This is a genomic window from Pantoea sp. X-Soil-OKNW-556 (genome assembly GCF_059730695.1).
Genome location: NZ_AP035990.1, coordinates 3,009,180 through 3,030,693, shown reverse-complemented (window position 1 = coordinate 3,030,693; position 21,514 = coordinate 3,009,180). Strand labels below are relative to the sequence as shown.

Below are 21,514 nucleotides of genomic sequence, written 5' to 3'. Positions count from 1 at the left end.
ACCGCACTCCTCAGCGTCGATCGGCCGGCAAACGCGCGGCTTTGTTCACATCGTACCACCAGTTTTCCAGCCCGGTGGCGAAGGCGGGCTTGATTTCGGGGTGCGAGAATTTATTCCAGTATGCCAGCCGTTGTTCGGCGTTGTACCACATCGGGATCATATAGGCGCGCCACAGCAGGATGCGATCCAGCGCCTGACCGAGCGGCAGCAGCGCTTTCTCATTGCCCTGATCCGCGACTATCTGTTGCACGAAGTGATCAACAACCGGATCTTTCACCCGCGCGGTGTTCCAGGTTGATTCGATATATTCAGACTGCCAGATGGTTTGCAGATCGGTCGATGGCCACGGCATCGCGTAATAGGTTGATGGCGTCATATCGTAATCACCGTGGCGCAGGCGACGCAGATATTGTGAGCTGTCTACCTGACGCAGGGAGACCTGAATGCCCAGTCGCGCCAGACTGTGCTGGAACGGTAGGGTCCAGTCATTGTTTGAACCGCTGTTCAGCAGTAGCTCAAAGCGGAATGGTTGACCGGTTTTCGAATTGACCAACTGCTGGTTTTTAATCTCCCAACCGGCTTCTTTCAGCAGGTTCATGGCTTTCAGCAAATTGTCACGATCGAAACCGCTACCATCGGAGCGGGGGGGCGCATACTCATTGGTAAACACTTCCGGCGGCAGTTCGCTTTTGTAAGGTGCCAGCAAAATCAGTTGTGCGGCGTCGGGGTAACCTTTTGCCGCATACGCGGTGTTCTGGAAGTAGCTGCTGGAGCGTTTATACGCACCGTAGAACAACGCCTTATTCATCCATTCAAAATCAAAGGCAAGGCTCATCGCCTGACGTACCCGTAAATCCTGAAACAATGGCTTTTCATTATTGAATGCCAGCCAACTGGTATTGGTGGAGACATCATTCGGCGTGACCTGTTTGACGATGGCGTGGTTGTCAAAATTGCGGCCACGATATTGCGTTGCCCATTTCTTGGCGGAACCTTCAAGACGCAGGTCGAAGGCACCGGCTTTAAAGGCCTCAAACGCCACATTATCGTCGAGATAGTAGTCGTAACGGATAGTGTCGAAATTAAAACGACCGCGATTCACCGGAAGATTGGCGGCCCAGTAATTTTTCACCCGGCTGTACTGAATAAACTGCCCGGATTTATACGACGTGACGCGATAAGGGCCACTGGCAAGGGGGGGATAACCAATGGGTTCGTTGAATTTTTTATCCTGCCAGAATTTTTGCGGCAACACCGGCAGCGTCAGCCAACTGAGGGCTAAGTCTTTATCCGGCTTGGGCAGATCTATCCGCACCGTGAGGCGGTTCAGCGCTTTGACTTCAACGCCGCGAAATGCCACACGGAACTGCGGCACACCTTCGGTCATAAATTTCTGAAAGGTGAAGGCGACATCCTGCGCGGTAATCGGCGTGCCATCCTGGAATTGCGCGTGTGGGTTAATGGACACTTCCATCCAGTGGAAATCACTGGGATAGCGAGCGGATTCAGCAATCAGAGGATAGTAACTGGCTGGCTCATCATCGGAGGTGGTGAACAGACCGTCGTACAGCGTATCGGTCGCAGCGCCGGGATTGCCGCGCGAAGCGTAACGGTTGAAGTTGTCAAAGGTGCCGATCACCGCCAGCGTTAGCTTGCCACCTTTCGGCGCTGCCGGGTTGGCATAATCATAATGGGTGAAGTTCACCTCATACTTTGGATCGCCCAGCTTGGCGAAGGCATAGCTTTCGTTGATGGTTTCCGCATGTACTGACGACATGACACAGCCAATCAATAACGCTGTGATTAAACGAAGCAGCATAAGAGGGACGCTCTCCTTTCGTTATCCGCACCTTATGGTAGCAGTTTCATGACGTTCGCGTGACGTTAACCCGCAGCAGCCAGTTGCTGCTGATAATAATTCACCAGATTCTCCGGTTTCAGCGGGCGGCTAAACAGATAACCCTGCAAATGCGTCACCCCCCGATTAACCAGCCAGGCTGCCTGGTCACCGGTTTCCACCCCTTCCGCCACGGTTTTCAGATTGAGTTTTCTTGCCAGCAGTAGCACTGCATCCAGCACTGGTGACGTGACGGTTTCGGTACCGATGCTTTGTACAAAACCACGGTCAATCTTAAGATAGTCGAAGGGATATTTTTCGAGGTAAATCAGGGCGCTGTGTCCGGTACCAAAATCATCAATCGCAATTTTGATGTCGTTATCATGCAACCAGGCAAAGATTTCACCTGCGTTTTTCTCCTTCACCATGGTGCGTTCGGTAATCTCAAACACATAGTTGAAGTGATTGGGCGGCATGTCGGCAATCCAGTCCTGCACATCACGTCGGAAACTGTCGGAAGCGAGGTGCAACGGTGACAGGTTGAGACCCATGCGGGTGCCACGCGGTAATTGATGACACATCTCATGAGCATCACGCGCGACCAATTTAAACAGATGACGGGTGAGGGGGATAATCAGGTTTTGGGCTTCAGCGTAGCTGATAAATGCATCGGGCGGGATCATGCCTTCGCTGGGATGAGTCCAGCGTAGCAGGGCTTCCACACCATAGGGTTTGCCGTCTTGTGCGGTGACCAGCGGCTGATACTCAACGTGAAACTGACCTCGTTTGATGCCCTGCATAATCTCTTTGCTGGGGTGTTGATGAATCGTCAACAGCAACCAGCAGGCACCACCCACCAGCAGTGAAAATAACATGCCGCTGAGAACAATCAGGTGATAATCCGGTGCGGCGAGGGTGGAGCCAAACAGGACAAACTGCATGGTGCCCTGATTAAACGTAATACTTGCCAGAGACGGGGGTAAATCGCTTACGTGCACCACTTGGTTACTGCCGCTTAATATAGCCCGATCACCGACTATCAGCGCCATGCCGGTGATTTCTGGATGGTAAGAGGCCAGTAGCTGATAAGGCGTAAGGCTGAGGTTCATGGTAGTGAGAATGCCGGTTTCTTCGTTGCCGGGATTTTTCATCCACAATACCAGCGCCGGTTTTTTGGGTTGCAGCGGCGTGCCTTCCATTAAGCGCAGATCGCTGTCGCGCTCCAGTTCCGATTCCGGGGAGATATCCCCCACCGGCAACAGGAAGGCCCCGGTGGCGGATGAACAATAGGCGTTACCATGACGCACCAACAGGATGGCACGAATATTACCGGCGAAGGCGGCGCGTGAGGTAAGCTCGCGACCAACGCTGTTGCACTCCAGTTGGGTGTATTGCTGAAGTGGATAAAGGGTATTGACCAGAGTTGTCATCACCTGTTGTAAATCGTCCCGACTATGAGACAACAGCAACGTATGCTGCTGAACTCTTTTTTGCCAGGTCATCGTTAACAGGACAGTGACAAACAACAGAAAGAACACGGCGCCGACGATCACGCTGCTCCAGGCGATTCGGCGCGAATAGGTTGCATGACGTTTTAACGTCCCCGACAGTGGCATGGAGTGAATTCCCCTTGTCTTGCCATTTTATTATGTTAACCGCGCACTACTGCTATCTGGTGTCTTCCCGTCTTCCGTCTGGTTGCTGCTGCGTCTTTCGCCGCTGTGCAACCCGATTTGATGAGGGTAAGTAAGTGAACGAGAATATAACGAGAGCGCGAGAAAAGTCTCGTTATATTTCTGATTCTCAATTACTTTTTATCGATTCTGAGGGAGAAAAAAACGACAGGCGAAAAAAAACGCTGCCGGGGCAGCGTCTTCTGATTCTCTGGCTGAGAGGATCTTCAAAGGGGATTGATTAGCTGGGATTACGCCCTAAAACACGCCGTGCTTCACGGTAACGTGCCTTCCAGTAACTCTCGTTGAGACTGGAGATCATCACACCACTGCTGGTGGATGCGTGTACAAAATTATCATTACCCAGATAGATGCCGACATGGCGACCGGTTGAACCGGCGCGGAACAGCACTAAATCACCAGGGCGCAGTTTTGTACGAGAGACCTGCTTACCGGTATCTTCCTGTTCATAAGTTGAACGCGGAAGATCTAACCCAAACTGCTCACGAAAGGTGCGCTGAACAAAAGCGGAACAATCGATGCCGCGCTTGGTATCACCGCCTAAGCGATAACGCACGCCTTTCCAGTCATCGTATTGGTCCATGATGCGGGATTTGATATCCACATTCCGCACCATCTGTTCGAATTCATCCTGAGACGCCTGAAGTAAAAAACCATTCTGGTTGTTAACTTCATGATTCTCGTTATTCGCGTTCTGCCCGTTATGGGTACTGCTACATGCTGATAAGAGCGTTGCTAATGCTACTGCCGGAATAATCCGTCTGAGGTATCTCAGTATTGGTTGAGACTTGACCATTATGGGTGTTTTCCTTCGAAATCCTTACGACAAAATGTCGCCAGCCAGATGACAAAACGAGTCGAGATTAATAAGAGCGACCAGCTAAGACAATTCCTTAATTACTAAAATGTGTTAATGCACACATTTTTGTTGCCTTCGGAACCACATTTTATGCTGTTCAGCTACTGATTGCGTTTGAGGTTAACCGATTACAGACCGCGTGGCGAGTGCTTTTATATAAATTTTTATAGGTTTTTTCGATGTGAAATCAATCTGTAACACAATGGCTACTTTATCGACAACTGGCAGCGATTAAACAGGGAAATAGCGGCAGGATCAGGGGCTAATTCTGGCGTTAAGGCCGATTTTAAGAGGGTTCTGACTGGACAGGTTAAGAAAAAGCCTGGTCTACAACAGATCACACCATAATCTTTTCTTTTTACTGATAACTACTTAGCGAGCTAATAATCTATTTAGGGTTTCATTAAGCGCGAGCGATCACTATTTTGTTGTTTGATCACTCGCGCTAAACAATTACGCTTGCGGCTTATATTTACCCGGCAAGCTTCGATACAACCAGTTAACTAATTTGTCACTGGCCGGCGTTAATAACCACCAGCTCAGGCCCACCAGTACGACGGACAGTGAACCGACAGCGATATCAGTGAACCAATGCGCACCAGCCATTACACGCGGCAAACCAAACACGAATACGATCACCAAACCCACCAGGAAAGCGCGGAAGCCGAAATAGCGCCACATAAAGCAGGCAAAGATAATCAGCATCATACCGTGGTCGCCAGGGAAGCTATCGCTGGATGCATCTTTAGCGGGAATGCCAGTCAGTTCGCTGACGCGATGGACGTTTTCAAAGAACAGCGTCGGGCTGACGTGTTGCACGGGCAGCAGATGACCCAGTTGGTTCAGCACCACCGCAGTCAGTAGCATGGTGACGCCGATTGCCAACATCCGGCGACGGCCCTGCGGTGTTTCGCGACGCCAGAACCACAGATAGAGCAGCCCCATTGCCAGCAGTGACACCAGGTCAAAACCGCGAAAGTTGGTGATCGCCACCAAAATCGCAAAGCCGTGGTGTACCACCATCTGATCGTTGAAACCAAAGAAGATGGCTTTATCAAGCCCAAACCAGAAGCCGTGGTCGGGCGGCAAATACCAGGAAAAGAAAATCACCACACCCAGCACATTCAACAGCAGGATGGTGAGAAGACGAGAAGCGCGCATAGTTCAACTCAAAAAAAGAAAAATAACGGGGAAACCTACCGCAGTTATTTTAAACGAATCTTCAACAAGCCGGACTGCAAAATGTTCCAGTCGACGGGCTGATGGTGGATTAATTCAATGCGACTATCAGGTGGTGTGGTGGGACGCGTTTCAATAAACAGGTCCTCACCCTGACGATTAATGGTGACCAATCCGTCAGGCGTACGCAGCACGCCTTTCACCCTGTCCACTGGCGCAAGCCGCGCCCATTCAAGGGCTGGGAGGGTATCGAACACCGTGTCAGCATCGAAAATCCAGCCGCAGGAAGCATAACCCTGACCATCATTTAGCGCGCGTCGCCAGCGCGCCTGACCATCAAGTTTCAGCGCCGCCAGCCCTTGCGGGCGAGATTCTGGGTGGTGATGTTGTGCTTGGGGAACCGCACGATCCGCCAAACCCTGTTGCCTGAGTAGCGCGGGATCGATCTGGCCCAAGGCCGCTTCTACCCACTGACGATCGCCAAGGTTTTGCTGTTTCCAGGCAGTAAGCCGTTGCCGATCCTCTGCATGCCAACGGTCACTTTTGGTTGCAACCACGATATCGGCGGCACTGAGTTGATCGCGGAAGTTTTCATTCTGCACAATGCGTTCGTCAGCCAGATGCCGCGGATCGAGCAGCGTCAGCGTAGCATCAACCTGTAACCAGGGTTGATAGACGGCAGCGCGTAGCATATCAAGTAATTGTCGGGGATGGCCCAACCCGGTAGGTTCAATCAGCAGGCGGTCAGGTTTGGTTTGCTTCAGCAGCATATTCAGGCCAACCTGCAATGGCAGGCCGTTGACGCAGCACATACAACCGCCAGGGATCTCCTTGAGCGTGGCTCCGCGATCGGCGAGCAGCGCGCCATCAATACCAATTTCGCCAAACTCATTCACCAGCACTGCCCAATTTTCGCCGGGCGGCTTATTGGCGAGTAGATGTAGCAGGGCGGTGGTTTTGCCGCTGCCGAGAAATCCGGTAATCAGATTTACATGCGTCACAATTCTGCCTCAATCATCGAGAACAACGTGCGCAGGAGATCACTCCCCGGCGCAGCCAATAGATTGTTATACTATAACATTTGTGGCGCGCCGGACAGTCAGGGTGTGCTTAATCAGCACGTCCCATATAACGACGTTCCGCGATATGAATGCGGATGCGTTCGCCATTACTGAGATATTCCGGAACCTGGATAACCAGACCGGTGCTCATTCCGGCGGGTTTGGTGCGCGCGCTGGCGGAAGCGCCTTTGATGCCCGGTGATGTGTCAACAATTTCCAGGTCAACGGTTTGTGGCAGTTCCAGTGCCAGCAACTGACCATCCATCGTCAGTACCTGCATGCCAGGCATACCGCCTTCAGGAATAAACAGCAGCTCTTCTTCAATCTGCTCTTTTTTGAAGGTGTATGGCGTGTAGTCTTCATCATCCATAAACACGTATTCGTCACCATCTATATAAGAGAAGGAGACAAAGCGACGGGTCAGGGTGATCGCTTCCAGAATATCGTCGCCTTTGAAGCGTTCTTCCACTTTCATGCCGGTACGCACGTCGGTAAAACGCATCTTGTATAGGGTTGACGCGCCACGCGCGCTGGGGCTTTGAATATCGATGTCTTTCACCAGCAGCAGTTTGCCATTCCAGGTGACAGCCATCCCTTTTTTAACTTCGTTTGCCTTTGGCATCGTGTGTTACTCGCTAAGAGAGAATTGATCGCGCCACGTTACCCGCGCCGGTAAAAACAGGCAAGCGGACTGGCGCAAATTTTCCCATCTTGTAGGGAATTCGGGCATATTGTGTAGCGGCGCGATTTATCGCGCGGTTTTTTATACCCAAAGGTCAAAAGAGCGCGATAAATCGCGCCGCTACGGGAAATGAAGTGGCGTTCCCACAGGTAGCCTGCTATTGTCGCCGCGAAATCCCGGTGCAGGTACCTGTAATGTTGTGTCGTGACCAGTGCGGTGCCTGTTGCACAGCTCCCTCCATCTCATCTCCCATTCCTGGCATGCCCAATGGCAAACCGGCCAATACCCCCTGCATTCAGCTTGATGCCCAGCAACGCTGTAAAATATTTGGTTCACCGTTACGCCCGGCGGTGTGCGCGGGCCTGCAACCCAGCGCCGAAATGTGTCACACCAGTCGCGCTGAGGCCATGATTTATCTGCTGAAATTAGAAGCGGATACCGCGCCCTGAAGATTTGCTGATATTTTGCTGAAATGGTGGCTTTAACTGCCGCTGGCGTTACAGCAAAACCGTCAGCGTTGCATCTGGCGAAAATCCTAAATCACATCTGAAGTGTGCGTAGCGTCAAAAATCTGCTACGTCGATTACGCATTTTCTTGCCTGTCGGGCAGAGCTGTACCATATTCCCTGAAACGTTTCAGCGTTGTCGTCCCGGCTAAGCCGATGTCGTACAGCGTATTTTTTCGCCATCAAGCTGAAACGATTCAATTCAGCAAGCGAGGAGAGATATGTTCCAGCTCGAAGTTCAGGCCATTCATACCGGTGCCAGCGCACAGAACAAAGAAGAAGCCATTCGTCAGGTCGCGGCAGCGTTAACCGCTGCGGGCAATGTAGCGGAAGGCTACGTTAATGGCATGTTGGCGCGCGAACAGCAAACCACCACATTTCTCGGCAACGGCATTGCCATCCCACACGGTACGACCGACACCCGCGATTTGGTGCTGAAAACCGGCGTGCAGGTGTTCCAGTTCCCGCAGGGTGTGGCGTGGGGCGACGGCCAGACGGCGTATGTCGCCATCGGTATTGCCGCGAAATCCGACGAACATCTCGCCTTGCTGCGTCAGCTGACCCATGTACTCAGCGATGACAGCATTGCCGAGCAGCTGAAAACTGCATCGGCAGAAGATCTGCGTGCGCTGCTGATGGGTGAAAAGCAGGCGGCGGAATTCAAATTCGATACTTCCTTGATTGCAGTCGATGTTGCTGCCAGTGACCTGATGACGTTGCAGGCACTGAACGCCGGTCGTTTACAGGCGGCAGGTGCCGTGGATGCTGGTTTCGTTGCCAGCGTGGTATCAAACGCGCCGTTGAGTCTCGGCCAGGGCATCTGGTTGAGCGATAGCGCCATCGGCAACCTGAACAGCGCCGTGGCCGTCAGCCGTGCGGCAACACCGTTTGACCACGCCGGTGAAAACGTGGCGCTGTTGGTGACCGTGGCAGCCAGCGACGACCGTCCGCTGGAAGTGCTGGGCTACCTCAGCAGCTTACTGCATGCCAATAAAGCTGAACGTCTGCTGAAAGCCGATGCTGCCGGGATTCTGGCGTTGCTGACCAGCGAAGTGGACGAACAAGCCGATATGCTGACCGCTGAATACACCATCCGTAACGAACACGGTTTGCATGCCCGTCCGGGTACCGCGTTGGTCAGCGTGATCAAACAGTTTAACAGCGACATCACCGTCACCAACCTTGACGGCAGCGGTAAACCCGCCAATGGTCGCAGCCTGATGAAAGTGGTTGCGTTGGGTGTGAAGAAAGGTCATCGCCTGCGCTTTACCGCCAGCGGTGAAGATGCACAGCAGGCACTGAATGCCATTGAAGAGGCCATTAATAGCGGCCTGGGCGAGGGGGTAGCATGAGTCGTCGCGTAGCCACCATCACACTTAACCCGGCTTATGATCTGGTCGGCTATACGCCGGAGATCGAGCGCGGGGAAGTTAACCTGGTCAAAACCACCGGCCTGCATGCCGCAGGTAAAGGCATCAATGTCGCGAAAGTGCTGAAAGACTTAGGCATCGATGTCACCGTGGGTGGTTTTCTTGGTAAAGAGAACCAGGACGGCTTTCAGCAGCTGTTCAGCGAGCTGGGTATCGCCAACCGTTTTCAGGTGGTGCAGGGCCGTACCCGTATCAACGTCAAGCTGACGGAAAAAGACGGTGAAGTGACCGACCTGAACTTTTCCGGTTTTGACGTCACCGCCCAGGATTGGGAGCGCTTCACCGCCGACTCTCTGACCTGGCTTGGTCAGTTCGACATGGTGTGCGTCAGCGGCAGCCTGCCAGCAGGGGTGGCGCCGGAAGCCTTTACCCAGTGGATGAGCGATCTGCGCACCCAATGTCCGTGCATCATTTTCGACAGCAGCCGTGAAGCGCTGGTGGCAGGTCTGAAAGCCGCGCCGTGGTTGGTAAAACCCAATCGCCGCGAACTGGAGATTTGGGCGGGGCGTAAGCTGCCGACGCTGAAAGATGTGATTGACGCCGCGCATGAGCTGCGCGAGCAGGGCATAGCCCATGTAGTGATTTCACTCGGAGCAGAAGGGGCGCTGTGGGTGAATGCTTCAGGCGAATGGATTGCCAAACCGCCTGCGTGTGAAGTGGTCAGCACCGTAGGTGCCGGGGATTCAATGGTTGGTGGACTGATTTATGGCCTGCTGATGCGCGAATCCAGTGAACACACCCTGCGTCTTGCAACGGCAGTGGCGGCTATGGCCGTCAGCCAGAGCAACGTTGGGGTTACCGATCGTACCCAGTTGGCCGCGATGATGGCGCGTGTTGACTTACAACCCGTTAACTAACAGCAGGAGAGGTATAATGAAAACGCTGCTGATTAAAGATTCTTCCCTGGGCCTCGCCTCAGGTCATTTAGCGATGGAAAGTTTGCGTGCGGTTGCGGCGCAGGCTGGTCTTACCCTTACAGAAAATGCTGCTGACGCCGATCTGGTGCTGGTGGCGGGTCACAACGCCCCGAGCGATGCACAGCTGGCAGGCAAATCACTGGCGCTGGTGGATGTTCAGCAGCTGCTGCGCGATCCGCTGGCGACAATCAGCCAGGCGAAAGCCAACGCCCAACCGGTGCAAAGTGCGGTTGCCGCCCCGGCTGCGGTACAGAGCAGCGGGCCGAAACGCATCGTTGCTGTCACCGCTTGCCCGACTGGCGTAGCGCATACCTTTATGGCTGCCGAAGCCATTGAAGCTGAAGCTAAAAAACGTGGCTGGTGGGTGAAAGTGGAAACCCGCGGTTCCGTGGGTGCGGGTAACGCTATCACCCCGGAAGAAGTGGCAGCTGCCGATCTGGTGGTGGTTGCGGCCGATATCGATGTGGATCTGGCGAAATTCGCCGGGAAGCCGATGTACCGTACCTCAACCAGCCTTGCGCTGAAGAAAACCGCGCAGGAACTGGATAAAGCCCAGACCGAAGCCAAAACTTACCAGCCAAGCGGTGCGCGTGCTTCTGGCGGCCAGGAAGATAAGCAGGAAAAAACCGGTGCTTATCGTCACCTGTTGACCGGCGTGTCGTACATGCTGCCGATGGTGGTGGCTGGTGGTCTGAGTATTGCGCTCTCCTTCGCCTTCGGTATCACCGCGTTTAAAGAGCCGGGCACCCTCGCCGCTGCGCTGATGCAGATTGGTGGCGGCAGCGCCTTTGCCCTGATGGTGCCGGTGCTGGCAGGCTTTATCGCCTTCTCCATTGCTGACCGCCCGGGTCTGACGCCAGGTCTGATCGGCGGGATGATCGCGACCAGCATTAACGCCGGTTTCCTGGGGGGTATCATCGCCGGTTTCATTGCCGGTTACGCCGCGAAGATGCTGAGCAGCAAAGTGAAGTTGCCGCAAAGTATGGAAGCGCTAAAACCGATTCTGATTATTCCGCTGGTTGCCAGTCTGATCACCGGCCTGTTGATGATTTACGTGGTAGGCAAACCGGTAGCGGGCATCATGAGCGGCCTGACTCACTGGCTGGCGAACATGGGTACGGCGAACGCTGTCCTGCTGGGCGCTATCCTCGGTGGCATGATGTGTACCGATATGGGTGGTCCGGTGAACAAAGTGGCCTACGCATTTGGTGTGGGACTGCTGAGCTCGCAGACTTACGCACCGATGGCCGCGATTATGGCCGCCGGTATGGTGCCACCGCTGGCGATGGGTCTGGCGACTATTGTTGCGCGTCGTAAATTCAACAAAGGTCAGCAGGAAGGTGGCAAAGCTGCGCTGGTACTGGGCCTGTGCTTTATCTCTGAAGGTGCGATTCCGTTCGCAGCGCGTGATCCGATGCGTGTCCTGCCATGCTGTATCGTTGGTGGGGCGGTGACCGGTGCGATTTCGATGGCAATTGGCGCGAAGCTGATGGCACCACACGGTGGTCTGTTCGTGCTGCTGATTCCAGGGGCGATTACGCCGGTACTGGGTTACCTGATGTCCATCGTGATTGGTACAGCGGTGGCGGGCCTTGGCTACGCTATCCTGAAACGCCCGGAAGAAGAGCTGGCAACCAAAGCCGCCTGATTTAACGCCAACACCAGGAAAAGCAAAGGGGCGAACCGTAAGGTCGCCCCTTTTTTTATCCTTGCTGTTCCGACTTCAGCCAGGCAATTTCGTCTTTCCAGATGTCCGGGTTGATAGTCTCCAGAATCATCGGGATACCATCAAAGCGTGCATCTTTCATCAGCCAGCTAAACACGGTTTTACCGATATTGCCTTCGCCAAGGCTGTGATGACGGTCAACACGGCTGCCGAGGGTGCTCTTGGCATCATTCAAATGCATCCCGCGCAGATACTGAAAACCAACAATGCGTTCAAACTCAGCAAAGGTCGCGACACAGGCCTCTTCCGTACGCAGGTCATAACCCCCGGCAAAGGCATGGCAGGTATCAATGCACACGCCAACGCGTGATTTATCCTCGACGTGTTCAATGATGGTCGCGAGATGTTCAAAGCGGAAACCGAGGTTGCTGCCCTGACCGGCGGTGTTTTCAATCACGGCTGTAACGTTGTGCGTCTGCTCCAGCGCGATATTGATCGACTCCGCGATACGTTTCAGGCAGGCCTCTTCTTCAATTTGTTGCAGATGGCTGCCCGGATGGAAGTTCAACAACGTCAGGCCAAGTTGTTCAGCGCGTTGCATTTCATCAATAAAGGCATCACGGGATTTTTCCAGGGCGTCCATCACCGGGTGGCCAAGGTTAATCAGATAGCTGTCGTGCGGCAAAATCTGGCCTGGCGTGAATTTATACGTCTCGCAGGCGCTTTTGAACGCATCAATCACCTCGCCGGAGAGGGGGGCGGCGCGCCACTGGCGCTGATTTTTGGTGAACAGCGCGAAAGCTGTGGCTTCCAGTTCGTGGGCACGGATCACTGCCTGGTCTACGCCGCCTGATGCACTGACATGTGCGCCGATATATTTCATGCCGCTCTCCTGAATGGGCTGGGTTTTGCAAAACGCCCATCATAGCGGATGTACCTGGGCCATGAAATGTTGCACCAGCACATTCAGTGCGCCGCCACCGATAATCAGCCAGATAAACACCATCGATCCCAGCAGCAGAGGTTTAACGCCAGCCTGCTTCAACGCGCTAAAGCGGGTGGTCAAGCCAAGCGCGGCCATCGCCATCGCCAGCATCAGGTTTGTCAGTTGGTTGATGCCACCCACAACGTTGGCAGGCAACAGATGCAATGAGTTAAACAACGCCACGCCAATAAACAGCAGGGCAAACCACGGAAAGGCCACCGGTTGAGAACGCGTACTGCTGTGACTGCGCTGACGGCGTAACCAACTGCCCAGCACCAGCAGAAAAGGGGCCAGCATCATCACGCGCAGCATCTTGGCGATCACCGCGTTGTTTTCCGCATCCGCGCCGATAGCATGACCGGCAGCGACTACCTGAGCCACTTCATGCAGCGTCGAACCGGTGTAGATGCCAAAATGCGCTTCACTGACCGGCGGTATCAGCGTCCAGATCACCGGATATAACAGGATGCCAAGGGTGCCAAACAGCACCACGGTGGCGACCGCGACGGCCACTTTTGACGGCTCGGCTTTGATAATCGGTTCGCTGGCGAGTACTGCCGCTGCCCCACAGATGCTGCTACCCGCACCAATCAGCCACACGGTTTCGCGATCCATTTTCAGCAGGCGAATGCCGAGAAAACAGGTCAACATGAAAGTCGAGCTGAGCACCAGCACATCAATCAACACGCCACTCAGGCCAACATCACCAATTTGCTGTAGGGTAATGCGAAAGCCATACAGAATAATGCCGAGACGCAACAGACGCTGTTTCGCCAGCAGCACGCCGCTATCACATTGGCTGGCCAGACGGGGATACAGGCTGTTCCCGAGCAGGATGCCCAAAATAATCGCCAGCGTTAATGCACCAAACCCTGCGCCAGCCAGCCAGGGCTGCTGAGCCAGTAACGCGGCACAGCCCGCAATGGCGGCAGTCAGCAGCAAGCCGGGTAGCCAGTGATGAAAGGGAAACGGGGTTTTGCTTACGCTTATGTCAGCCATACACTCCTCCTTAGTAGGTCTTTAGCGTGCGCCTGGCTGGCTTAAAAGTGAAATTGATAATATATTTATAATTAACCATTATAAGTGGTAAGCAATGTGAGGAGGACGCGTGCACATTACGCTGCGTCAGATCGAGGTTTTTACTGAAGTACTGAAAAGTGGCTCAACGACGCAGGCGTCGCAGGTTTTGGCGCTGTCGCAGTCGGCGGTAAGCGCCGCGCTGGCGGATTTGGAAAGCCAGCTTGCCGTGCAACTGTTTGACCGGGTCGGCAAACGTCTGGTGTTAAACGAGCATGGTCGTCTGCTTTATCCGCGCGCCGTTGGGTTACTGGAGCAGGCTGGCGAAATCGAGCAGCTGTTTAAAGAGGACAACGGGGCGATCCGTCTGTTCGCCAGCAGCACCATTGGCAACTACCTGTTGCCGGGCATGATTGCGGCGTATCGGCGCGATTTTCCCGCGCTGCCGCTGGAACTGAGCGTGGGTAACAGCCAGGATGCCATCAATGCAGTGGCTGATTTCCGCGTGGATATTGGTCTGATTGAAGGGCCATGCCATATGCCGGAATTGATTAGCGAACCCTGGCTGGAAGATGAGTTGGTGGTGTTTGCCGCGCCAGATGCCGCCATCCTGCAACAACCGATCACCCTGGCAAGTCTGGCGGCTGCCCCCTGGATCCTGCGTGAGCGCGGTTCCGGTACGCGTGAAATCGTCGATTATCTGCTGCTGTCGCATTTGCCGCAGTTCCAACTGGGTATGGAATTGGGGAATTCCGAGGCGATCAAACACGCGGTGCGCCACGGGATGGGCATCAGTTGCCTGTCACGGCGGGTGATTGCTGATCTGCTGGAAGCCGGCACGTTGGTTGAGGTAGCGGTGCCGCTGCCGCGTCTGACACGCACCCTGTATCGCATCCATCATCGGCAGAAACACCTGTCAAAAGCACTCAACCGTTTCCTGACGTATTGCCGCGAGTAAACGCAACTGGCTAATAATTTTGTAACGATTATGAACGTAACTAATAACCCGACGTGAATGCTATACAGAGCAGGCTTAGCTGCTACAATCGCGCCTTATTTTTATTCAGCATAGCGTTTACACATGCATAATGACTCAAAAACAACACAACAACCTGGGCTGCGCCGTGAAATAAAAGTGCGCCATCTCACTATGATCGCCATTGGCGGATCGATCGGCACTGGTCTATTTGTCGCCTCGGGTGCCACCATTTCTCAGGCTGGTCCGGGCGGTGCGCTGCTCTCCTATGCGCTGATCGGGCTGATGGTTTACTTCCTGATGACCAGCCTCGGCGAACTGGCCGCCTTTATGCCAGTGTCCGGTTCCTTTGCCACCTACGGTGCCAAATACGTGGAAGAGGGCTTCGGCTTCGCGCTGGGTTGGAACTACTGGTACAACTGGGCAGTGACCATCGCGGTCGATCTCGTCGCTTCTCAGCTGGTAATGAACTACTGGTTCCCGGATACCCCCGGCTGGATCTGGAGCGCGCTGTTCCTCGGCCTGATGTTCCTGCTCAACTACATCTCGGTTAAAGGCTTTGGTGAAGCGGAATATTGGTTCTCGCTGATTAAAGTCGCCACCGTGATTATCTTTATTGTGGTCGGCGTGTTGATGATCGTCGGCATTATGCGTGGCGCGGAAAATGCGGGCTGGCATAACTGGACGGTAGGGGATGCGCCGTTTGCTGGTGGTTTTGCCGCGATGATTGGCGTGGCAATGATTGTTGGTTTCTCCTTCCAGGGTACCGAACTGATTGGTATCGCTGCGGGAGAGTCTGAAGATCCGGCGAAGAATATTCCGCGTGCGGTACGTCAGGTGTTCTGGCGTATCCTGCTGTTTTACGTGTTCGCCATTCTGATCATCAGCCTGATTCTGCCGTATACCGATCCTAAGCTGCTGCATAACGACATCACCGATATCAGCATCAGCCCGTTCACCCTGGTGTTCCAGAATGCCGGTTTGCTGTCTGCGGCGGCGGTGATGAATGCGGTGATCCTGACGGCGGTGTTGTCAGCGGGTAACTCTGGCATGTATGCCTCGACCCGTATGCTGTTCAATCTGGCGCGTGAAGGTAAAGCCCCGCGTATTTTTGGCAAACTGTCGAAAGGCGGTGTGCCGCGTAACGCGCTGTATGCCACCACCGTGGTTGCCGGGCTGTGCTTCCTGACCTCGAAATTTGGTAACCAGGAAGTTTATCTGTGGTTGCTGAACACCTCGGGTATGACCGGCTTTATCGCCTGGTTGGGCATTGCCATCAGCCACTATCGTTTCCGTCGCGGCTATATGGCGCAGGGCAGGGATCTGGCGGATTTACCCTATCGCTCAGGTTTCTTCCCGCTTGGACCTATCTTCGCGTTTGTGCTGTGTCTGATTATTACACTGGGCCAGAATTATCAGGCGTTCCTGGCAGACCGTATTGACTGGTACGGCGTGGTGGCAACCTATATCGGTATTCCACTGTTCCTGGTGATTTGGTTGGGTTACAAGCTGGTGCGTGGCACCCGTTTTGTGAAATACAACGAAATGGATTTCCCGACGTTTAAAGAGTGACGTAATAAAGAGAAATGCGCGGCAAAGTCCGCGCTTTTTTTTGCTTCTTTGTAACAGAGATAAAATTGATAATTATTATCACCTGCTCTATTGTGGCAGCCGTTATGATTGCAACGGGGAACAGGTAGATCAATGCGTACCACGGAAGCCGCGCTGGTGGCGGAAAACAGCAACGATATCGATACCATGACGCGCTATCACCAGGTGCTGCGTCAGAGGATGTTGCTGATTGGCGTTCTGGTGCTGGCGATTCTGGCATCATTAATTCTCGATTTCACTCTTGGCCCGGCCGGTCTTTCACTAGATACCCTGTGGCAAACCCTGACGCACCCCGATAGCGTCGATGCGGGTACACGAGTGATTGTCTGGGATATCCGCCTGCCTTATGCGCTGATGGCGATTGTGGTCGGATTCTCGCTCGGGCTTGCCGGTGCGGAGATGCAAACCATCCTTAATAACCCGCTGGCCAGCCCTTTCACCCTTGGTGTCTCTTCTGCGGCGGCTTTTGGTGCGGCGCTGGCGATTATTCTCGGCATTGGTATTCCCGGCGTACCGGACCAGTGGTTTATCTCGGCTAACGCCTTTATCTTCGCGCTGTTTGCCGCGCTGATGCTGGACGGCATTACACGTTGGACGCGAGTCTCTACCTCAGGCGTGGTGCTGTTTGGTATCGCGCTGGTGTTTACCTTTAATGCGCTGGTGTCGATGATGCAGTTTATCGCCAGCGAAGATACGCTTCAGGGATTGGTGTTCTGGACCATGGGTAGTCTGGCGCGCGCATCCTGGGAGAAACTCGGCGTGCTAACCGCTGCGTTTGCCATTCTGCTGCCTTTCTCGATGCTCAGTAGCTGGAAGCTGACCGCGCTGCGTCTTGGTGAAGATCGTGCCATCAGTTTCGGTATTGACGTGCGCCGTCTGCGCCTCGCCACCCTGCTGCGTATCAGCATCCTTTCCGCGTTGGCAGTGGCGTTTGTTGGGCCGATTGGCTTTATTGGCCTGGTGGCGCCGCATATCGCCCGTATGATGTTCGGTGAAGACCATCGTTATTATCTGCCTGCCAGTGCGCTGATCGGTGCGCTGGTGCTGTCGCTGGCTTCTGTGGCATCGAAAAACCTGATCCCCGGCGTCATCATTCCGGTCGGTATCGTGACCTCTCTGGTTGGCGTGCCGTTCTTCCTGAGTATTATTTTGCGTCATCGGGGGAATGTGTGATGGAGCAAGGATTACGTCTCAGCCACTTTTACGCGGGCTACCCCAAACGCAAAGTCATTGAAGACCTCAATGTGCCACAACTGCCTCGCGGTAAAATCACCGTGCTGCTGGGGCCAAATGGTTGTGGTAAGTCGACGCTGCTACGTGCGCTGGCGGGGTTAAGCAAGGGGGAGGGCGAGTTGTGGTTGAATGGTGAAGAGTTGATGACTCAGCCGTTTGCCCGTCGTGCCCAGCGTGTGGTTTATTTGCCACAGACCCTACCCGCCGGGGTGCATCTGCATGTGCTGGAATCGATCATTGTCGCGCAGCGCGCTTCTGGTGGTCTGCACAGCGCAGCCAGCGAAGCAGAAATTATGCATCTGCTGGATCAGTTGGGCATTGCACATCTGGCCATGCGCTATCTGGACCAACTCTCGGGTGGGCAGAAACAGTTAGTCGGTTTGGCACAATCCTTAATTCGTCGCCCGGAGTTGTTGCTGCTCGATGAGCCGCTCAGTGCGTTGGACCTTAACTATCAGTTCCACGTTATGGATCTGGTACGCCGTGAAACGCAATTGCGCAATATCGTCACCGTGGTGGTGGTACATGATATCAACATTGCGCTGCGCCATGCCGATCATGCGTTGATGTTGAAAAACGGGACGCTGCTGGCTGACGGCGAGCCGGTTCAGGTGATCACGCCGGAGACGCTGGCTCAGGTTTATGGGGTGCGCGGCCGCATTGAATGCTGCTCGCGTGGTATGCCGCAGGTGATGATTGATGGGCTGGTAGCCGAATCTATCATTTAAGGCGTTCGTAGCGGCGCGATTTATCGCGCGTTTTTTTCGAGCTGCGTGCTCAAGACTCGCGCGATAAATCGCGCCGCTACGTAGGTTTTGTCAGTTACACCAGTAAATGCTTCGCGTGAAAACGCAGATGGTCTTCAACAAAGCTGGCGATAAAGAAGTAGCTGTGGTCGTAGCCCGGCTGAATACGTAACTCCAGCGGGAAACCCTGTTCACGCGCCACCTCTTCCAGACGTTCCGGACGCAGTTGATCCGCCAGGAACTGATCGTTGTCACCCTGATCGATCAGGATTGGCAGGCGATTTTCCACCTCACTCATCAACAGGCAGCTATCGTACTCACGCCAGGCGGCACGATCCTCGCCCAGATAGGCGCTGAACGCCTTCTGTCCCCACGGCACTTCCGTCGGATTTACGATGGGTGCAAAAGCGGACACCGAAGAGAAACGTCCGCCCAGGCGCAGCGCCAGCAGCAATGCGCCGTGGCCGCCCATCGAATGCCCCATAATCGACTGTCGTTCGCTCAACTTGAAGTTATCGGCGACCAGTGCCGGTAACTCCTTGCTGAGATAATCGAACATGCGGTAATGCGCGGCCCACGGTTGCTGGGTGGCGTTGAGGTAGAACCCCGCGCCCTGGCCCAGATCGTAAGCACTGTCATTCGCCACATCGTCACCGCGTGGGCTGGTATCCGGCATAATCAGCACCAGACCCAGCTGCGCCGCCACGCGCTGCGCACCCGCTTTGGTGGTGAAGTTCTCGTCGGTACAGGTCAGTCCGGCGAGGAACCACACCACCGGCGGCGGTGTGTCGTCTTGCGGCGGCGGCAAAAAAATGCTGAAGATCATCGGGCAGTTCAGCACCGCTGAATAATGCCGCCAGCGCTGTTGCCAGCCACCAAACATGCGATGTTCTTCCAGCAATTCCAGAGTGGATGCCATAACGCCTCCTGCTTATTTGTTGAAATGCACCACCGAGCGGATGGATTTTCCTTCATGCATCAACTCAAAGGCGTCGTTAATCTCTTCCAGCGGCATGGTGTGGGTGATGAAATCGTTGAGCGCGAATTTCCCGTCGAGGTAATCCTGCACGATACCCGGCAGCTGGGTACGGCCTTTCACGCCGCCGAATGCGGAACCACGCCATACGCGACCGGTCACCAACTGGAACGGACGGGTGGAGATCTCTTCCCCGGCACCCGCCACACCGATGATCACGGATTCGCCCCAACCCTTGTGGCAGCATTCCAGCGCGGAGCGCATCACGTTGACGTTACCGATACATTCGAATGAGAAATCCACGCCGCCATCCGTCAACTCGACGATGACATCCTGAATCGGCTTGTCATAATCTTTCGGGTTAATCAGATCGGTGGCGCCCAGTTTGCGTGCCAGATCGAATTTACTGGTGTTGAGATCGATACCGATAATGCGGCCAGCTTTCGCCATTTTCGCGCCGATAATCGCCGACAGACCGATACCGCCCAGGCCGAAGATCGCCACGGTATCGCCTTCTTTCACCTTGGCGGTGTTCATCACCGCACCCATACCGGTGGTGACGCCACAGCCCAGCAGGCACACTTCTTCCAGCGGCGCTTCTTTGCTGATTTTCGCCAGCGAAATTTCCGGCACGACGGTGTACTCAGAGAAGGTCGAGGTACCCATATAATGGAAAATCGGCTGACCGTCTTTAAAGAAACGGGTGGTGCCATCCGGCATCAAGCCTTTGCCCTGGGTGGCGCGAATCGCCTGGCACAGGTTGGTTTTGCCCGACAGGCAGAACTTACATTTGCCACACTCCGGGGTGTACAGCGGGATCACATGGTCGCCGACGGCCACGCTGGTCACACCCTCACCAACCGCTTCCACGATGCCGCCGCCTTCATGGCCAAGGATCGCCGGGAACACGCCTTCCGGATCTTTACCCGACAGGGTATAAGCATCGGTGTGGCACACACCGGTCGCCACAATGCGCACCAGCACTTCGCCTTTCTGTGGTGGCATCAGATCCACTTCTTCGATTTTCAGCGGTTCACCAGCTGCCCAGGCAACGGCGGCACGGGTTTTAATCATGTTCATGCAATTCCTCTTCCTGTAGATGCGGGCCAAACAGCCCGTTGGTCGTGATAAGGGTTAAAATTACTCAGCAGCATGCAAAGGATGCATTAACTCATCATTGAGCGGCCGGTCGTCAAATTGTTCAATAATCAAATACTTCAACGCTTCCACGTTGGGAGTGAAGGCATCACGCCGCCACATCAGCCAGGTGGCGGTGTCGCGATACTCCGGTGGCAACGCGTGTTCCTGTACCCGAACTTTACCCGGCATCTGGTTCAGCACCGAGGCCGGGATCATCGCGACGCCGGCCCCTCCCGCCACACAGGCCATCATGGCGTGGTAGGACTGGATTTCCATCACGCTGTCCGGTGCGGTTTGGCTGTCGCGATACCAGGACTCAAGTTTGACGCGATACGAGCAGCTGTTACGGAAGGCAAACAGCGTGTCGCCCTGGGTATCCCGTGCGTTTTTAATCGGTTTATGTTCAAGGCTGGTGATCAGCACCATCTCTTCCCGAAAAGCGATACAACCGTTTAAGTCGTCGTGGGTGACCGGGCCATCCACCAGCGCTGCCGCCAGTGTACCTTCGCGCACTTTATCGATGATCTCCCCGGAGGTGCCGGTGATCAGCGAGAGCGCCACCGCAGGAAAACGCTGATGATAAGCCGCCAACAGGCCAGGCAGACGGGTTGCCGCAGTGCTTTCCATCGAGCCGAGGGCAAAATTGCCGCCGGGTTCGCCCGCGCGTGTCATACTCAGCGCCTCATCGCTCAACGCCAGAATACGCTGGGCGTAATTCAGAAAGTTATGGCCCATCGGCGACAAACGGATACGTTGTTTCTCGCGGATAAACAGATCCACTCCTAACTCTTCCTCCAGCTGACGCAGGCGGGTAGTGAGGTTGGAGGGGACACGGTGCAGTTGTTCCGCCGCGCGAACCAGCGAGCCGGTTTCGGCTACAGAACAGAACATACGTAACTGGACTAAATCCATATTCTCTTCTCGTAAACAACTTAGTTAGTATTATTCACTTTTCGTGAGTTTAAACATCGCGCATGCTTGAGGCAAGTGATAAAACAA

The 21,514-nt window shown here is 54.5% G+C and carries 19 protein-coding genes; 8 read left to right on the top strand and 11 right to left on the bottom strand.

Translation table 11 applies throughout. From position 1 onward, the window contains the following. Positions 1-10: 10 nt before the first annotated feature. From AC6I8T_RS14195 to yeiP, 6 genes are all read right to left on the bottom strand, one after another. Positions 11-1,819 (bottom strand): extracellular solute-binding protein, encoded by a 1,809-nt coding sequence (locus AC6I8T_RS14195; RefSeq protein ID WP_208723952.1) that lies wholly within the window; start codon positions 1,817-1,819, stop codon positions 11-13. Positions 1,820-1,884: 65 nt separating this feature from the next. After that, positions 1,885-3,453, bottom strand: a complete 1,569-nt coding sequence (gene pdeN / locus AC6I8T_RS14190; protein WP_208723953.1) for a cyclic di-3',5'-guanosine monophosphate phosphodiesterase PdeN — start codon at positions 3,451-3,453, stop codon at positions 1,885-1,887. A gap of 298 nt (positions 3,454-3,751) precedes the next feature. Beyond that, on the bottom strand, positions 3,752-4,327 hold the full coding sequence (gene mepS / locus AC6I8T_RS14185) for a bifunctional murein DD-endopeptidase/murein LD-carboxypeptidase (RefSeq protein ID WP_013509814.1): 576 nt from the start codon (positions 4,325-4,327) through the stop codon (positions 3,752-3,754). Between the two features lie 516 nt (positions 4,328-4,843). Next, the gene (locus AC6I8T_RS14180; protein ID WP_208723954.1) at positions 4,844-5,551 is read right to left on the bottom strand and encodes a phosphatase PAP2 family protein; all 708 of its coding nucleotides are present in this window, start codon (positions 5,549-5,551) and stop codon (positions 4,844-4,846) included. Positions 5,552-5,595: 44 nt separating this feature from the next. Beyond that, complete coding sequence (locus tag AC6I8T_RS14175) at positions 5,596-6,570, bottom strand: CobW family GTP-binding protein (RefSeq protein WP_208723955.1); 975 nt, start codon at positions 6,568-6,570, stop codon at positions 5,596-5,598. A 109-nt stretch (positions 6,571-6,679) separates the two neighbouring features. Continuing rightward, entirely contained in the window at positions 6,680-7,252 is a 573-nt protein-coding gene (gene yeiP, locus AC6I8T_RS14170) for an elongation factor P-like protein YeiP (RefSeq protein ID WP_021185013.1), read from the bottom strand. Positions 7,253-7,506: 254 nt separating this feature from the next. Between yeiP and AC6I8T_RS14165 the strand changes: the two genes are divergently transcribed. The 4 genes from AC6I8T_RS14165 (at position 7,507) to fruA (ending at position 11,813) form a co-directional block, all read left to right on the top strand. Beyond that, complete coding sequence (locus tag AC6I8T_RS14165) at positions 7,507-7,761, top strand: YkgJ family cysteine cluster protein (RefSeq protein WP_036626791.1); 255 nt, start codon at positions 7,507-7,509, stop codon at positions 7,759-7,761. Positions 7,762-8,039: 278 nt separating this feature from the next. Next, entirely contained in the window at positions 8,040-9,170 is a 1,131-nt protein-coding gene (gene fruB, locus AC6I8T_RS14160) for a fused PTS fructose transporter subunit IIA/HPr protein (RefSeq protein WP_021185011.1), read from the top strand. Beyond that, the gene (gene fruK, locus AC6I8T_RS14155; RefSeq protein WP_021185010.1) at positions 9,167-10,105 is read left to right on the top strand and encodes a 1-phosphofructokinase; all 939 of its coding nucleotides are present in this window, start codon (positions 9,167-9,169) and stop codon (positions 10,103-10,105) included. Before fruB ends, fruK begins: the two co-directional genes overlap by 4 nt. A gap of 16 nt (positions 10,106-10,121) precedes the next feature. Further along, positions 10,122-11,813, top strand: a complete 1,692-nt coding sequence (gene fruA, locus AC6I8T_RS14150; protein WP_208723956.1) for a PTS fructose transporter subunit IIBC — start codon at positions 10,122-10,124, stop codon at positions 11,811-11,813. Positions 11,814-11,868: 55 nt separating this feature from the next. Here the strand turns inward: fruA and nfo are convergent, their stop codons facing one another. Both nfo and AC6I8T_RS14140 read right to left on the bottom strand, forming a co-directional pair. Continuing rightward, the gene (nfo, locus tag AC6I8T_RS14145; protein WP_021185008.1) at positions 11,869-12,714 is read right to left on the bottom strand and encodes a deoxyribonuclease IV; all 846 of its coding nucleotides are present in this window, start codon (positions 12,712-12,714) and stop codon (positions 11,869-11,871) included. 39 nt (positions 12,715-12,753) lie between these two features. Beyond that, the gene (locus tag AC6I8T_RS14140; protein ID WP_208723957.1) at positions 12,754-13,815 is read right to left on the bottom strand and encodes a YeiH family putative sulfate export transporter; all 1,062 of its coding nucleotides are present in this window, start codon (positions 13,813-13,815) and stop codon (positions 12,754-12,756) included. Positions 13,816-13,924: 109 nt separating this feature from the next. Between AC6I8T_RS14140 and yieE the strand changes: the two genes are divergently transcribed. From yieE to AC6I8T_RS14120, 4 genes are all read left to right on the top strand, one after another. Next, positions 13,925-14,791 (top strand): DNA-binding transcriptional regulator YeiE, encoded by an 867-nt coding sequence (yieE, locus tag AC6I8T_RS14135; RefSeq protein WP_208723958.1) that lies wholly within the window; start codon positions 13,925-13,927, stop codon positions 14,789-14,791. A gap of 123 nt (positions 14,792-14,914) precedes the next feature. Beyond that, entirely contained in the window at positions 14,915-16,381 is a 1,467-nt protein-coding gene (locus AC6I8T_RS14130) for an amino acid permease (protein ID WP_497834054.1), read from the top strand. Between the two features lie 132 nt (positions 16,382-16,513). Continuing rightward, the gene (locus AC6I8T_RS14125) at positions 16,514-17,593 is read left to right on the top strand and encodes a FecCD family ABC transporter permease (protein ID WP_021185001.1); all 1,080 of its coding nucleotides are present in this window, start codon (positions 16,514-16,516) and stop codon (positions 17,591-17,593) included. Continuing rightward, a complete protein-coding gene (locus AC6I8T_RS14120; protein ID WP_021185000.1) occupies positions 17,593-18,381 on the top strand; it encodes an ABC transporter ATP-binding protein in 789 nt (262 codons plus the stop codon). The genes AC6I8T_RS14125 and AC6I8T_RS14120 overlap by 1 nt, the downstream gene beginning before the upstream one ends. 94 nt (positions 18,382-18,475) lie before the next feature. On the opposite strand, the gene fghA is transcribed toward AC6I8T_RS14120, so the two are convergent. The 3 genes from fghA to ptrR are packed head-to-tail and all read right to left on the bottom strand — an operon-like array spanning position 18,476 to position 21,427. Beyond that, positions 18,476-19,318, bottom strand: coding sequence for an S-formylglutathione hydrolase (fghA, locus tag AC6I8T_RS14115; protein ID WP_497834053.1), 843 nt, complete (start codon positions 19,316-19,318; stop codon positions 18,476-18,478). Between the two features lie 12 nt (positions 19,319-19,330). Then, on the bottom strand, positions 19,331-20,455 hold the full coding sequence (locus tag AC6I8T_RS14110) for an S-(hydroxymethyl)glutathione dehydrogenase/class III alcohol dehydrogenase (protein WP_021184998.1): 1,125 nt from the start codon (positions 20,453-20,455) through the stop codon (positions 19,331-19,333). 60 nt (positions 20,456-20,515) lie between these two features. Next, positions 20,516-21,427: a putrescine utilization regulator PtrR gene (gene ptrR / locus AC6I8T_RS14105; RefSeq protein ID WP_021184997.1), complete on the bottom strand. Its 912-nt coding sequence runs from the start codon at positions 21,425-21,427 to the stop codon at positions 20,516-20,518. Between the last annotated feature and the right edge of the window lie 87 nt (positions 21,428-21,514).